The sequence below is a fragment of the Flavobacterium sp. genome (assembly GCF_965657075.1).
Lineage (GTDB): Bacteria > Bacteroidota > Bacteroidia > Flavobacteriales > Flavobacteriaceae > Flavobacterium.
Genome location: NZ_CBFHMV010000008.1, coordinates 65687 through 80218 on the forward strand (window position 1 = coordinate 65687; position 14532 = coordinate 80218).

Annotated in this window: 13 protein-coding genes; 7 read left to right on the forward strand and 6 right to left on the reverse strand. The window is 30.2% G+C overall.

What is annotated here, in order from left to right:
- Window position 1 precedes the first annotated feature (1 nt).
- A complete protein-coding gene (locus ACTF56_RS06945) occupies window positions 2-3157 on the reverse strand; it encodes a UvrD-helicase domain-containing protein (RefSeq protein WP_438966187.1) in 3156 nt (1051 codons plus the stop codon).
- A gap of 104 nt (window positions 3158-3261) precedes the next feature.
- On the opposite strand from ACTF56_RS06945, the gene ACTF56_RS06950 reads away from it, so the two are divergent.
- The gene (locus ACTF56_RS06950; protein WP_438966188.1) at window positions 3262-3867 is read left to right on the forward strand and encodes a superoxide dismutase; all 606 of its coding nucleotides are present in this window, start codon (window positions 3262-3264) and stop codon (window positions 3865-3867) included.
- 228 nt (window positions 3868-4095) lie between these two features.
- Here ACTF56_RS06950 and ACTF56_RS06955 read toward each other — a convergent pair whose 3' ends face one another.
- From ACTF56_RS06955 to purN, 4 genes are all read right to left on the reverse strand, one after another.
- Window positions 4096-5991 carry an amidophosphoribosyltransferase gene (locus ACTF56_RS06955; RefSeq protein WP_438966189.1) on the reverse strand — a complete coding sequence of 632 codons (1896 nt, stop codon included), beginning with the start codon at window positions 5989-5991 and terminating at the stop codon, window positions 4096-4098.
- A gap of 64 nt (window positions 5992-6055) precedes the next feature.
- The gene (locus tag ACTF56_RS06960; RefSeq protein ID WP_438966190.1) at window positions 6056-6982 is read right to left on the reverse strand and encodes a PfkB family carbohydrate kinase; all 927 of its coding nucleotides are present in this window, start codon (window positions 6980-6982) and stop codon (window positions 6056-6058) included.
- Between the two features lie 76 nt (window positions 6983-7058).
- Window positions 7059-7538: a ribonuclease HI gene (gene rnhA, locus ACTF56_RS06965; protein WP_438966191.1), complete on the reverse strand. Its 480-nt coding sequence runs from the start codon at window positions 7536-7538 to the stop codon at window positions 7059-7061.
- 66 nt (window positions 7539-7604) lie between these two features.
- Window positions 7605-8168: a phosphoribosylglycinamide formyltransferase gene (gene purN / locus ACTF56_RS06970; RefSeq protein WP_438966192.1), complete on the reverse strand. Its 564-nt coding sequence runs from the start codon at window positions 8166-8168 to the stop codon at window positions 7605-7607.
- Window positions 8169-8341: 173 nt separating this feature from the next.
- Between purN and ACTF56_RS06975 the strand changes: the two genes are divergently transcribed.
- From ACTF56_RS06975 to pyk, 5 genes are all read left to right on the forward strand, one after another.
- Complete coding sequence (locus ACTF56_RS06975) at window positions 8342-8578, forward strand: acyl carrier protein (RefSeq protein ID WP_026716658.1); 237 nt, start codon at window positions 8342-8344, stop codon at window positions 8576-8578.
- Window positions 8579-8787: 209 nt separating this feature from the next.
- A complete protein-coding gene (fabF, locus tag ACTF56_RS06980; protein ID WP_438966193.1) occupies window positions 8788-10041 on the forward strand; it encodes a beta-ketoacyl-ACP synthase II in 1254 nt (417 codons plus the stop codon).
- 7 nt (window positions 10042-10048) lie between these two features.
- The gene (gene rnc, locus ACTF56_RS06985; protein ID WP_438966194.1) at window positions 10049-10795 is read left to right on the forward strand and encodes a ribonuclease III; all 747 of its coding nucleotides are present in this window, start codon (window positions 10049-10051) and stop codon (window positions 10793-10795) included.
- Between the two features lie 112 nt (window positions 10796-10907).
- Window positions 10908-11375 (forward strand): IPExxxVDY family protein, encoded by a 468-nt coding sequence (locus ACTF56_RS06990; RefSeq protein WP_438966195.1) that lies wholly within the window; start codon window positions 10908-10910, stop codon window positions 11373-11375.
- 3 nt (window positions 11376-11378) lie between these two features.
- Window positions 11379-12809, forward strand: a complete 1431-nt coding sequence (gene pyk, locus ACTF56_RS06995; RefSeq protein ID WP_438966196.1) for a pyruvate kinase — start codon at window positions 11379-11381, stop codon at window positions 12807-12809.
- Between the two features lie 83 nt (window positions 12810-12892).
- Here pyk and dinB read toward each other — a convergent pair whose 3' ends face one another.
- Window positions 12893-13993, reverse strand: a complete 1101-nt coding sequence (dinB, locus tag ACTF56_RS07000) for a DNA polymerase IV (protein WP_438966197.1) — start codon at window positions 13991-13993, stop codon at window positions 12893-12895.
- 65 nt (window positions 13994-14058) lie between these two features.
- On the opposite strand from dinB, the gene ACTF56_RS07005 reads away from it, so the two are divergent.
- On the forward strand, window positions 14059-14526 hold the full coding sequence (locus ACTF56_RS07005) for a CYTH domain-containing protein (protein ID WP_438966198.1): 468 nt from the start codon (window positions 14059-14061) through the stop codon (window positions 14524-14526).
- Window positions 14527-14532 lie beyond the last annotated feature (6 nt).

Here is a 14532-nt window from a genome sequence, read left to right on the forward strand (position 1 = left end):
TTTACAAATGTATTATTTTTAAATTTTCTCCTAAGTATATTAGCGCTTTTTCTGCAACTTCAAAACCCATTTTTTTTATAAGCATTTCGTACTTTTCAATTTGATGTTTGTGGCTTTCTTTCGGGACACCCGTTTTGTAATCTAATAAATAAGCTTTATTTTCTTTCATTGCAATTCTATCTGGGATGAAAGTGTTTTTATTTTCATCAATAATACTGGTTTCGTTATAAATTTTAGCTTCTTTTGAATAGAAATTTTGCAACTCTGAATGAGTTACGATTGAATTTATAACCTTCTCAATTATATCAACTTGCGAATGATTTATTAAACCTTTCTCTAAAGCTATTGTGATTGCATTGCTAATATCTTTATTGGTTTTTATGTAAGATAAAATTTCATGTAATGTGTTTCCAAACTCGATGGCTTCGGCTTGAATCGTTCCCCACATTACTGCTTCTTTTTGAGCAATTTTTATAGCACTTGTTTTTATCTTATTTTCAACAACTTGGATTTCATCTAGATTTGCTAAAACTTCATCATTTTTAGACACTTTTATTGGATTACCAAATTCATATTGCAATTGTTCTTCATTAAAGTATTTGTTTAATTGTAAATATTCAATTATATTTGAAGACAATGTATTAGGTAAACTTCCATCTTTATTTATTTTTATTTCTGAAATCACATAAAGTTGCTCTACAGCTCTTGTAAAAGCTACATATAAAACATTAATATTATCTAAAATTTCTTCTTGATTTTTTTCTTGATAAATTTCACTTGCATTTTCACTATAACTTAAAACATCTTTTTTATTATCAATCAATACTTTATAAAAATTTATATTTTCATTTTTCAAAGGAATCCAAAGTTTATTTCTGTTGTTTTTGGAATAATTATCATTCGCAAATGGATAAATTACAACAGGAAACTCCAAACCTTTTGATTTATGAATGGTCATGATTTTTATAGCATTATTCCCTTCTGGTGATGGAATGCTTTTTTTGTAACCTGTTCGTTCCCAATAATCAATGAAATCAGCTATACTTGATTGCGCTTTGATATCTCTTTCTAAAACCAAATCTAAAAAATACTGAACATAGGAGTTATTTGCTTTTTGTTTAATAAATACTGAAACTATAATTTCCACTACTTCGTAAAGTGATTTCTTTCTACAAGCATTGAAATCTATTATTACTTCATATTTTTCTAATGCAATTTTTAAATTTTCTTCAGAAATATGCAGATTTTGGTTAATTATATCATGAATTTCTTCATCAGATTGTAAATATTTTCCAACATAATACAACATATTGAATTTGGCATCAGCATCATATTTATTATTGATATACTTCAACACATTGATAATCAACTTAACTTCAGTTGCATTTTGAATCAACAGAGTTTCAGAAGATAAAATCGGAATTTCATTTTCGGTTAAATAATTGGCTAATAAAACTCCGTTTGATTTAGTTCGAGTCAACAAAACAATGTCTTTGTATTGGAAGCCGTTTTTCAGGACTTTTTCAATCGTAAATAAAGTTTGTTTTAGATATTTTGTGTTTTTATCATCGTCTTCTTCATCGTCATTTACCTCAATATTTTCGGAAGTATCAATGAAAGAAATATTAACATAACCTCCATTTTTATTGGTCTTGTTTTGATGACTATTATTCAAATATAAATCGACATAATCTGGGTTTACTAATTTACTTGAAATGTATTTGAAAAAATCATTATTAAAATCAATGACTTCGCTGTAACTTCTGTAATTGGTATCTAAACTAACTGTTTTTTTATCTTTATTAGAAAACGGATTTTCTTCCTTACTTAAGGAAATAAACTGCTCTGCTTTTCCTCCACGCCAACGATAAATTGCTTGTTTTGGATCACCTACTAAGAGTAATGACCCTTTTACTCCATTTTCTTCACTAGAGAGCGCGTTATCTACTAAGGGAATTAAATTTTTCCATTGTAAAACGGATGTATCCTGAAACTCATCAATAAAAAAATGACGGTATCGGTCACCCATTTTTTCATAAATAAAAGGAGCTGGTTGGTTTTGGATTTCGTTGTTGATAATTTCATTAAATTCGGAAATAGACAAAATATTTTGATCGTCTTGAATTTTTCTAAATTCTTTATTAATGGAATTCAGTAATGACAATGGGTAAATGTTTTTATTGAAAGCTTCTAACAAAAACACATTTTGATATTCTTTGTATGCTAAATTTAATTTTTGAAGCAATTGAGGCAAAATACTTTCAATTGAGTCTTTATCTTTAGCAGTTTTGTTGACTTGAACTTGCTCAACTTCTAAAAACTTGTGAATATCAGTTGCTGGAAGATTTCCATCGACAATTTTACTTAAATGATTTGGAAATGTTTTTCTTGAAAAAGATTCCATTGCAATTCCGTTCTCATGAATCATTGATAAACATTCTTCAGCTAAAAAGGCCGCATTTTTCTTGAATTTTTCAATTTCTTGAATAAGTACTTTTTTGGTTTCAACAAAATCATTAATCGTTTTATTTTCAAAATCTTTTAATTCGTGTTTGCTGTCTTCATTTGTTAAAAGCGAACTCGCACTTAATAAATCGAAAGTAATATCCCAATTTTTATCGTCATCAGTTTTATTTCTGGAGAAGTCTAATAGCAATTTCGTTAGTTCCTCATCTTCACCAGCTTTTGAAATAACGGTTTCAATAGCTTCTTGCATTAGCAAATCAGTTTCCAAAGAAATATCAAAATCTAAGGGAATATTTAACTCATGCGAAAATGATTTGATGATTTTTAAAGTAAATCGATCAATAGTTGAGATATCGAAAGCGGTGTAATTATGAATGATACTTTTAATAATGACTTTCGACTTATCTTTTATAGTTGCTATACTTAAGCTGGTTTCTCGAGCAATATCTTTTAATAAATCAGCTGCTTTTTCTGAAGTATCTTCTTTTGAAAATTCTAACAAATAGAATATGATTCTAGATTTCATTTCTTCTACGGCTTTATTGGTAAAAGTGATGGCTAAAATTTTTCGATAGGCTTCATTTGAAGAAGATTGTAACAAGATTTTAATGTACTCTTTCGACAAAGTATAGGTTTTACCTGAACCTGCAGAGGCATTATATAATGAAAAAGAAGTTAAATTTTGAGTCATATATGGAAATCTTATAAAACAATAAAGAAATTGTATTATGTTGTTAACGGCTTATTTTGTAAATTTGAATAAAATTAATACTAATCTTTTTAAAAAACTATATTATGGCTTTTGAATTACCAAAATTACCTTATGCTTATGATGCATTAGAACCACACATTGATGCTAGAACAATGGAAATACATCATTCTAAACATCATAATGCGTACACAACAAATTTAAACAATGCAGTTGCAGGAACAGATTTAGAAGGAAAATCTATTGAAGATATTCTTACGAATTTAGATATGAGTAACGGTGCTGTAAGAAACAATGGTGGTGGATTTTTCAATCACAATTTGTTTTGGGAAGTAATGTCACCTAACGGTGGTGGGTTGCCTTCTGGAGATTTAGCTGCTGCAATTGATACTGACTTTGGGTCTTTTGAAAACTTTAAAGCTGCATTTGCAAAAGCAGGAGCAACTCAATTTGGTTCAGGTTGGGCTTGGCTTTGTGTAAAAGACGGAAAATTAGAAGTTTGCGGAACTCCAAACCAAGATAACACCTTAATGCCAGGAGTTGGTTGCGGTGGAACTCCAATTTTAGGAATGGATGTTTGGGAACATGCTTACTATTTAAATTATCAAAACAGAAGACCCGATTATATCGAAGCTTTCTTTAGTGTAATTAATTGGACTGAAGTTGCTAAAAAATACGCTGATGCTAAGTAAGAAGTAAATTACTAAATAAAATAAAGGGCTGAAGTTTATGACTTCAGCCCTTTTTATATATATGTTATTTAGTTGTCGAAAATAAAAAAGGTGGAAAAAATCCACCCTTTTTGCCCCAAATCTACCATAAACTTAACCTACTAATGCTATGGTGAAACAAATCTATGTAAAATATTTTTATGTTCAAACTTTATGCTGACATTTTTTTACATTATTAACAGTTTTATCTTAATAAGCTCTTGCGTCGTTCCCTTCATAAAAATTCAAAAAAGCTCTATTTACTACTCTATTACCACCAAAAGTTGGATAATCACCAGTAAAATACCAATCTCCTAAATTTTTAGGACAAGCTTTATGCAAGTTTTCTACATTTTGAAAAATAATTTTTACGTGTGCTTTAACTGATTTTGATGTTAACATCTCTGATATTTTGTCAGAAAGTTCTTCATTGGTAAAAGGAGCGTATAATTCCTTTACATAATTTACTACTTCCTTATCTGCAAAAAGTTCTTGTTTTTTTGATTTTTCGTAAACCTCATCAACAATATGATATAAGTTTCTTTCTTTTAATAAGACTAAGGCTGCTTGAAAAGCAATTAATCCTTCTAGTTTGGCCATATCAATTCCGTAACAATCTGGATAACGAATTTGTGGTGCTGATGAAACTACTACTATCTTTTTAGGATTTAATCGATCCATCATTTTAATGATGCTTTTCTTTAAAGTTGTTCCTCTAACAATACTATCATCTATAATTACTAAATTATCGGTTGATTTAATTACGCCATAAGTCACATCGTAAACGTGAGCCACTAAACTATCTCTACTACTATCTTCTGTAATAAAAGTTCTTAGTTTAGCGTCTTTTATGGCAATTTTTTCGGTTCTAATCTTAACCGAAAGAATTTCTTCTAACTTTTCTTTAGTTAATGTTTTTCTATTATCTAAAATATATTGATTTTTTCTTTGGTTTAAGAAATCTTGGGCAGCTTCAACCATTCCATAAAATGAAGTTTCAGCTGTATTTGGAATAAAAGAAAACACAGTGTTGTCTGTATCATTATCAATAGCTTCTAAAACGGCTGGTAAGATTAGTTTTCCTAAATCTTTTCGTTCTTGATAAATTTCAGCATCACTTCCTCTTGAGAAATAAATACGTTCAAACGAACAAGCTTTGTTTACAGTTGCTGGAATAATTTCTTCCAAAGAAATTGAACCATTTTTTTTCACGATAATTGCCTTTCCTGGATCTAATTCTTTAACTTTTTCAAAAGGAACATTAAAAACAGTTTGAATAACAGGTCTTTCTGAAGCAACCACAGCTATTTCATCATCTGCATAATAGTACGCTGGACGAATTCCTGCTGGATCTCTGAATACAAATGCATCTCCATGGCCTAATAATCCTGCCATTGCATAACCACCATCCCAATTTTTAGAAGCTTTTTTCAAGATGCTTGCTACATCAAGTTTTTCAACAATAACTTGAGAAGCTTCTCTTTTAGACAAACCTTTTTGTTTACAATCATGATAAATATCTGTCACTTCTTCATCTAAGAAATGTCCGATTTTTTCCATAACAGTTACTGTATCAGCCATTTCTTTTGGATGTTGCCCTAATTCTACCAAACTTTGAAACAACTCTTTTACATTAGTCATGTTAAAGTTTCCTGCAACAATTAGGTTTCTGTGCATCCAGTTATTCTGACGTAAAAAAGGGTGAACACTCTCAATACTATTTTTACCAAAAGTTCCATAACGAACATGGCCTAAAAACAACTCTCCTATATAAGGGATGTGTTTTTTTTGAAGTTCAGCTGTGTTATATTCTGGATGAGCAATTAATTCTTCATTAATTCTTCCGTTAAGTTGAGTAAAAATATCTTGTATCGGTTGTGGGTCATTGGAACGAATTCTACTGATGTATCTTTGTCCTGGATCGACATCCAATTTAATACTTGCCAAACCTGCACCATCTTGACCGCGGTTGTGTTGCTTTTCCATCAAGAGATACATTTTCTCTATTCCGTAAAAAGCTGAACCATATTTCTCTTTGTAGTATTCTAATGGTTTTAGTAATCTTAATAAAGCAATTCCACATTCGTGTTTAATAGCATCGCTCATAGTAGTAGTGTGTTGTGTATGTTATTTTAGTAATAAAAAAGCCCCGAAAATTCGAGGCATAAAATTATGATAATTCTATATCAAATTGTGTTAACGCTTTAAATTGTTGTAAGCGTGAAATAACTTCTTCTTTTTCAAGGCTTTCCATTCGTTCTGTACCAAATTTCTCCACACAAAATGAAGCTAAGTTAGACCCATATATGATGGCATTTTTCATGTTATCAAAAGAAACATTTTCACTTTGTGCAATATATCCAGAAAAACCACCTGCAAAAGTATCACCAGCTCCAGTTGGATCAAATACTTCTTCTAATGGTAATGCTGGTGCGAAGAATACATTTTTACCTTCAAAAAGTAATGCTCCGTGTTCTCCTTTTTTAATTACTACATATCTTGGACCCATTGTATGAATCTTTTCTGCAGCTTTCACTAATGAATATTCTCCAGATAATTGACGAGCTTCTTCGTCATTGATTGTAATTACGTCTACACGTTTAATTACATCTATTAATTCTGGTAAAGCACAATCCATCCAAAAGTTCATCGTATCTAAAACTATTAATTTTGGAGTAGTTGTCATTTGATCTAAAACACTAGATTGTACTAAAGGGTGTAAATTTCCTAACATTACAACATCAGCGTCTTTATAATCATTGGGTACAACTGGATTAAAATCAGCTAATACATTTAATTGTGTATCTAAAGTGTCTCTTGAATTTAAGTCGTTGTGATATTTTCCACTCCAAAAGAATGTTTTTCCACCTTTAACCACTTCAATACCTGAAATATCTATGTTTTTGTTTGTTAATAAATCTAAATATTCTTGTGGAAAATCTTCTCCAACTACAGAAACAATTGCCGATTTTACATTAAAGAATGAAGAGGAAAGTCCGATATATGTTGCTGCTCCACCAAGAATTTTGTCGGTTTTCCCGAAAGGGGTTTCAATAGCATCAAAAGCTACTGTTCCAACAATTAATAATTTATTCATTAGTTATAATTTGAAATAAGAGGCAAAGATAAGTTTTAGTTTAGAAGTTTAAAAATTTTTTGTAAATTAACATTTATCAAAACAACTTCCCTTCTTCTTTTTCGTAAAATGCATCAACAGATAACTGTTCTTGCTGCGAAGCCATAACAGCTAATTCATCACAACGTTCGTTTTGAGGATGATTGTTATGTCCTTTAACCCATTTGAAATCCACTTTGTGTTTTCGGTAAATTTTTAAAAATCGCATCCATAAATCTGGATTTTTTCTGTCTTTAAAACCTTTCTTTTCCCAACCAAAAACCCATTTTTTTTCTACAGCATCCACTACATATTTAGAATCAGACACTACTAAAACCAACATATTTGAATTTTTTAGCTTCTCTAAACCTACAATTACAGCTAAAAGTTCCATTCTATTATTAGTGGAAAGTCTGAAGCCTTCATAAAATTCTTTTTTATGAGGAGTTCCTACTAATTCCATAACAACTCCATATCCTGCTGGCCCTGGATTTCCTTTGGCTGCTCCATCTGTGTAAATGTGAACTTGGTGTGACATTATATACTTGTTAGATTATTAGAATTTTAGATTAATTAGATAGTACTTACTAAGAAGTCTAAAAATCTAACCTTCTAATAATCCTCTTATTACTTGTGAAAAATATTTATGTTCCAATTGATGTACTTTCTCTGCAATCTCTTCAGGTGATTTACAATCTAAAATTGAAACTTTTTTCTGAAATATTACAGCACCTTCATCGTAGTTTGGCGTTACATAATGAATAGTAATTCCTGTTTCAACCTCATTATTTTCAAAAATAGCATTGTGCACATGCATACCATACATTCCTTTTCCACCATAATTTGGCAATAAAGCAGGATGAATATTAACAATCTTATTGGGATATTGTGTAATAATTTGTTCAGGAAATTTCCATAAAAAACCTGCCAAAACAATTAAATCTGGTTTTATTTTATTGATTTCGTCCAAAATATAACCTTCATTTAGCTCTTTTTTATTGAAAATAAACGAATTAATATTAAATTTTTTTGCCCTATCAATAACTTTGGCATCAGAATTGTTTGTAAGCACACCGACTACGTGAACAAGACTATTTTTATTGAAATACCGCATTATTTCCTCGGCATTAGTGCCGTTACCGGAAGCAAAAAGCACAATTTTTTTCATTGACATTTGATTTCTTCCACAAAAAAAAGAATAATTATTGGTAAAAAACAAAAAAAAACAGTCTTTGTGAATTATTTTTTTTAAATTCGTGGTCACATTTATAGTAACAAAATGTTGTTTTAAAATAAAGTTTTTTATTTTTGCCAACAAATTAAATTAAAAATTAAAAGATTATGTCAGACATTGCATCAAGAGTAAAGGCGATTATCGTAGACAAATTAGGTGTTGACGAAAACGAAGTTGTAACAGAAGCTAGCTTCACAAACGATTTAGGAGCAGATTCATTAGACACTGTTGAGCTTATTATGGAATTCGAAAAAGAATTTGATATTCAGATTCCAGACGACCAAGCAGAAAATATTGCTACTGTTGGTCAAGCAGTTTCTTACATCGAAGAAGCTAAAAAATAATATCAAAAGGCATCCACGAGGTTTTTCTTTGTGGATGTTATTATTTTAAGCTTTACAGATTAAAATAAAATCTTAAGTGATTTTATAAGTTTGAAAACATTGATTGTATTACAATCATATTAATAAAAAACTATGTAATACCCATTGTTTCTTTTAGTAATTATTAAAAGCACTGTGGGTTTTTTTATATAAAATAAAAATAAATTTATATGCAATTAAAGCGTGTTGTAGTAACTGGACTTGGAGCATTAACTCCAATAGGTAACAATATTGAAGAGTATTGGGATGCATTAGTTAACGGAAAAAGTGGTGCTGCTCCTATAACTTATTACGATACTGAAAAACATAAAACAAAATTTGCCTGTGAAGTAAAAAACTTCAATATAGAAGATTTTATAGATCGTAAAGAAGCACGAAGAATGGATAAATTTGCTCAATATGCAATCGCAGCAAGTGAAGAAGCCATTAATGATGCTGGAATTACATCAGACAACGTCAACAAACAAAGAGTTGGAGTGATTTGGGGAGCAGGAATTGGTGGTTTAGAAACTTTTCAAAATGAGGTGTTGAGTTATGCTTCAGGAGATGGAACACCGCGTTTTAATCCTTTCTTTATTCCAAAAATGATTGCAGATATTGCACCAGCTCACATTTCAATGCGAAATGGTTTTATGGGTCCAAACTATACAACTGTTTCGGCTTGTGCTTCATCAGCAAATGCTTTAATAGATGCTTTTAATTACATTCGTTTGGGCATGTGTGATTTAATCATATCAGGGGGTTCAGAAGCTGCTGTTACTATTGCTGGTATGGGTGGATTTAACTCAATGCAAGCATTATCCACTAGAAATGAGAGTCCCGAAACAGCGTCAAGACCATTTGATGCCACACGCGATGGATTTGTACTTGGTGAAGGTGCTGGAGCATTAGTTTTAGAAGAATATGAACATGCCAAAGCACGTGGTGCAAAAATATATTGTGAATTTGGTGGTGGTGGAATGTCATCTGACGCTTACCATTTAACAGCTCCTCATCCAGAAGGTATTGGTGTAATTGCCGTAATGGAAAACACGCTTCGTGATGCAGGCATGAAACCTGAACAAGTAGATCATATCAATACACACGGAACTTCTACTCCATTGGGAGATGTTGCCGAATTAAAAGCTATCAAAGCGGTTTTTGGTGATCATGCTAAAAATATCAATATCAATTCTACAAAATCAATGACAGGACATTTATTAGGTGCTGCTGGAGGAATTGAAGCCATTGCATCTATATTAGCTATGAAATACGGAATTGTTCCTCCAACAATAAACCATACTGTTGTGGACGAAAACATTGACCCTACATTGAATTTAACTTTAAACAAAGCTCAAAAAAGAGAAATTAATGTTGCAATGAGCAACACATTTGGCTTTGGTGGTCATAATGCTTGTGTGTTATTTAAAAAATTAGAAGACTAATCCTAGTATGAATTTTCTTAAAAAAATAGTGTCAAAAAATTCCCGTTCTCTTGAAGACGGGATTTTTTTTGATAAAATATCTAAAATACTAGGTTTTAAACCTCAAAATATCATTTTTTATAAAAAAGCATTTACACATCGATCAGCCAATCAATTAGATGCCGATGGAAAACCTTTTAACTATGAACGTTTAGAATTTTTAGGAGACGCTATGTTAGGCAGTGTAATTGCCTCCTTTTTATATAAAAAAGTTCCTGAAGGCGATGAAGGTTATCTTACTAAAATGCGTTCAAAAATTGTTAGTAGAGAACATTTAAACGAACTGGGAAGAGACTTTAATTTAATTCAGTTTGTAGAAAGTAAAATATCACAAAGCAATTTTGGAGAAAATATTCATGGTAATATTTTTGAGGCATTTATTGGTGCTATTTATCTAGATAAAGGATTTGATGCATGTGAAAAATTTATCGAAACCAAAATTTTGAAGCCTTATGTTGATATTGCAAAAATGGAAGGCAAAATTACCAGCTACAAAAGTTTACTAATTGAATGGTGTCAAAAAGAGAAAAAATCGTTTCACTTTAATTTTATTGAAGACAATGGAATTGAAGAAGGAATTAAGTTTTTTAGTGTTAAATTAACTATTGATAATAAAGTTGTTGCAAAAGCAAGAGCAACTTCAAAGAAAAAAGCTGAAGAAAAAGCATCTCAAAGAGCTTATTTTGCATTTCAAGAAAAAATTGAGTCAAAATAAATGAATTTCTCAATTAACTAAATCGTTTTCGTTAAAAAAATAACAATTTCTTATTTATTTTAATGCTTTATTAACTTTTATATACTGTATATTTACACTTTATTTACAAAAAATGGGCGTTTATAAGTTACATTTAAATGATTTTAATACAGCTGAATATGAGCTAATTGCAATTCATTCAACAATTGAGCCTAATAAATTAGCTTATTTACTAAACAAAAATTTAGATGTAAAATTTCAACTTTTTGATGAAATTTATAAGTCCGAAAAAAATGTTCAAGGAAGTTTTGAACGTTATTTATTTGAAAATAATGAACAAGAAATTTCATGGAATTTAGTAGTAAATAAGTCATTCATTAAGGAAAAAAATTTAACAAATACTTTCTTTGATTTAGTTGAAAAAACTATGTATTTGATTCCAGAATATAAAAATTCAGATTTTATTTTAAAAATTGAAAATGAAAATGAATTTTACGATGTAGATCATATTATAAAATCTATCAATCGCATCAAATTTGTAACAACATCTTATGCCATAGATGTAAATAAAATAAAAACGAAAAGTAATTTAATTTTTTAAATAATGCCAACGAACAAAAAGACAAAAATTGTCGCTACTTTAGGTCCAGCAACAAGTACCAAAGCAGTATTAAAAGACATGATAGAAGCAGGTGTAAATGTGTTTAGAATTAATTTTTCGCACGCAGATTATACTGATGTAAGTGAACGTATTGCAATGATTCGAGAATTGAACAAAGAAAATGGATTTACCACTTCTATATTAGCCGACTTACAAGGTCCAAAACTTCGTGTTGGAGTAATGAAAGAAGATGTAGTAGTGTCTAAAGGAGATAAAATCACTTTTACAACTGCTGAAGATATTTTAGGAACAGCTTCTAAAGTTTACATGAATTATAAAGAATTTCCAAAAGATGTAAATCCAGGTGAAAGAGTTTTATTGGATGATGGTAAACTAATTTTTGAAGTTGTAAAAACAGATAAAAAAACAGAAGTTGAGGCTGTTGTTGTTCAAGGTGGTCCTTTGAAATCGAAAAAAGGAGTTAACCTACCAAATACGAAAGTATCTTTACCAGCTTTAACTAAAAAAGACATCAAAGACGCATTATTTGCTATTGAAAATAAAGTAGATTGGATAGCATTATCTTTTGTAAGAACACCAGAAGATTTAATGTTGTTACAAGATTTAATTTCGAAACATTCGGATCATAAAATTCCAATTATAGCAAAAATTGAAAAACCTGAAGCTGTAGAAAATATTGATAAAATTGTAGCTTACTGTGACGGTTTAATGGTTGCTCGTGGTGATTTAGGTGTTGAAATCCCTGCTCATGAAGTACCTTTAATTCAAAAGAAATTAATCAACAGAGCCAAAACTGCTCGTATTCCTGTAATTGTAGCTACTCAAATGATGGAAACTATGATTACAAGTTTAACTCCAACAAGAGCTGAAGTTAATGACGTTGCCAATTCTGTAATGGATGGTGCTGATGCGGTAATGCTTTCTGGAGAAACTTCAGTAGGAAGTTATCCTGTAGAGGTTATTCAAACCATGACAAATATTATTGAAGCTGTTGAAGATTCACCACTTATTCAGGTGCCTTTAAATGCACCTCATGTTAGAACAAAACGTTTCATTACAAAATCAATTTGTTATCATGCGGCAACAATGGCTAATGACATTGAAGCAAAAGTAATTACAACTTTGACAAACAGTGGTTATACAGCGTTTCAAATTTCGGCATGGAGACCAAAATCACAAATTTTAGTTTTTACTTCAAACGAAAGAATTTTAACACAATTAAATTTACTTTGGGGTGTAAAAGCGTATTTTTATGATAAATTTTCAAGTACAGATGATACTGTAGAAGATATTAATAAAATTGCTCAAGAAAAAGGCTATGTTAAAAAAGGTGATATGTTGATTAATCTTGCGGCAATGCCAATTGCCAATAAAGGTATGGTTAATACACTAAGAGTTTCAGAAATAGAATAAAAAAAGCAAAAAATATTGAATTAAGAAACCATCTAAAATACTGTTTTGGATGGTTTTTTTTATATAATTCAAGTTAGAAAAAACTATTCTTTAAAATCAAATTGTAATTGCACCGATACACTTTTTGGAATTTCTTTGGCTTTCTTTTCCTCATTGTTCAAATTATTGACAGATATTCCCAACAAACGAACCGAATTTTTTAATCGTTCTTGATATAATAATTCTTTAGCAACATCAAACAATAAATGCTTATCACTAATGTAATAGGGTAAAGTTTTACTACGTGTTTGCAATGAAAAGTCAGAATATTTTATTTTTAAAGTAATAGTTCTTCCTGAAATTTTACTTTTTTGGAGTCGTTTTTCTAATTCAATAGCAATATTTAGTAGCCTTTCTTCCATATAAATTTCAGAAGAAAGATTTTCATCAAACGTTCTTTCTGCACCAAAAGATTTTACAGTTCTATTAGGCTTTACAGCACTATTATGAATTCCTCTTGAAATATTATAGTAGTATTGAGCACTGTTTTTAAAATGTTTTTCGAGATATTCAATGGGTTTCTGTTTTAAATCTAAACCAGTAAAAATACCTAATTGATAAAATTTTTCGGCAGTGACTTTTCCAATTCCGTAAAACTTCTTGATATCTAAAACCTCTAAAAAAGGTTCAACATCTTCAGGATTTACCGTTTTTTGACCGTTTGGTTTGTTATAATCTGAGGCAATTTTGGCCACAAATTTATTAACTGAAATTCCGGCTGAAGCAGTTAAGCCAACTTCCTCAAAAATGCGTTTTCTTATTTCTTGGGCAATTAAAGAAGCACTTGGATTGTTTTTTTTATTTACAGTTACATCTAAATACGCTTCATCTAGTGAAAGCGGTTCGACCAAATCTGTGTAATCGAAGAATATTTTTCTGATTTTTTTTGAAATTTCTTTATATCTATCAAATCTGGGTCTAACAAAAATTAATTCGGGACAATTTCTTTTTGCTTGAATGCCACTCATAGCACTTCTTACACCAAATTTTCGAGCTTCATAACTTGCAGCGCTTACTACACCTCTATTTTCACTTCCACCAACAGCCAAAGGTTTTCCTTTTAGTTCAGGAAAATCCATTTGTTCTACCGATGCGTAAAAAGCATCCATATCGACATGAATTATTTTGCGTTGTGGTAAAGACATAGTGCAAATTTATGTTATTTTTGATGATATTTAGAATTATCAATTCTAATCTAAATGAATTTGCCATGATAGAAATAGAAAGAAAGTTTTTAGTGACTTCAGATGCGTTTTTAAAGCAATTTAAGAACAAAAACAGAATAGTTCAAGGTTATTTATCATCTGTACCTGAAAGAACGGTTAGAGTGCGAATTAAAGGGAATAAAGGCTTCCTAACTATTAAAGGAAAAAGTAATAAAAGTGGCTTGAGCAGGATGGAATGGGAAAAAGAAATTGATGTAAATGAAGCAGAATCTTTATTAGAAATTTGCGAAAGTGGTGTGATTGATAAAATTCGTTATGAAGTGGAATTTAGTAATCACATTATAGAAGTTGATGTTTTTGAAGGAACCAACAAAGGTTTAATTCTAGCAGAAATTGAATTGCAATCGGAAAATGAATCATTTGAAAAACCAGATTGGTTAGGAAAAGAAGTTACTGGTGATGTAAAATATTACAATGCCTATTTAAGTAAAAATTCTTTTATAAGTTGGTAATAAAAA

Excerpts from the sequence above, each read along its gene's own strand:
- rnhA (WP_438966191.1), bottom strand. The coding sequence starts at position 7,538 with ATGTCACACCAAGTTCACATTTACACAGATGGAGCAGCCAAAGGAAAT.
- ACTF56_RS06990 (WP_438966195.1), top strand. The coding sequence starts at position 10,908 with ATGGGCGTTTATAAGTTACATTTAAATGATTTTAATACAGCTGAATAT.
- dinB (WP_438966197.1), bottom strand. The coding sequence starts at position 13,993 with ATGTCTTTACCACAACGCAAAATAATTCATGTCGATATGGATGCTTTT.
- ACTF56_RS06955 (WP_438966189.1), bottom strand. The coding sequence starts at position 5,991 with ATGAGCGATGCTATTAAACACGAATGTGGAATTGCTTTATTAAGATTA.
- ACTF56_RS06975 (WP_026716658.1), top strand. The coding sequence starts at position 8,342 with ATGTCAGACATTGCATCAAGAGTAAAGGCGATTATCGTAGACAAATTA.
- purN (WP_438966192.1), bottom strand. The coding sequence starts at position 8,168 with ATGAAAAAAATTGTGCTTTTTGCTTCCGGTAACGGCACTAATGCCGAG.
- ACTF56_RS06960 (WP_438966190.1), bottom strand. The coding sequence starts at position 6,982 with ATGAATAAATTATTAATTGTTGGAACAGTAGCTTTTGATGCTATTGAA.
- ACTF56_RS06945 (WP_438966187.1), bottom strand. The coding sequence starts at position 3,157 with ATGACTCAAAATTTAACTTCTTTTTCATTATATAATGCCTCTGCAGGT.
- ACTF56_RS06950 (WP_438966188.1), top strand. The coding sequence starts at position 3,262 with ATGGCTTTTGAATTACCAAAATTACCTTATGCTTATGATGCATTAGAA.
- fabF (WP_438966193.1), top strand. The coding sequence starts at position 8,788 with ATGCAATTAAAGCGTGTTGTAGTAACTGGACTTGGAGCATTAACTCCA.
- ACTF56_RS07005 (WP_438966198.1), top strand. The coding sequence starts at position 14,059 with ATGATAGAAATAGAAAGAAAGTTTTTAGTGACTTCAGATGCGTTTTTA.
- rnc (WP_438966194.1), top strand. The coding sequence starts at position 10,049 with ATGAATTTTCTTAAAAAAATAGTGTCAAAAAATTCCCGTTCTCTTGAA.
- pyk (WP_438966196.1), top strand. The coding sequence starts at position 11,379 with ATGCCAACGAACAAAAAGACAAAAATTGTCGCTACTTTAGGTCCAGCA.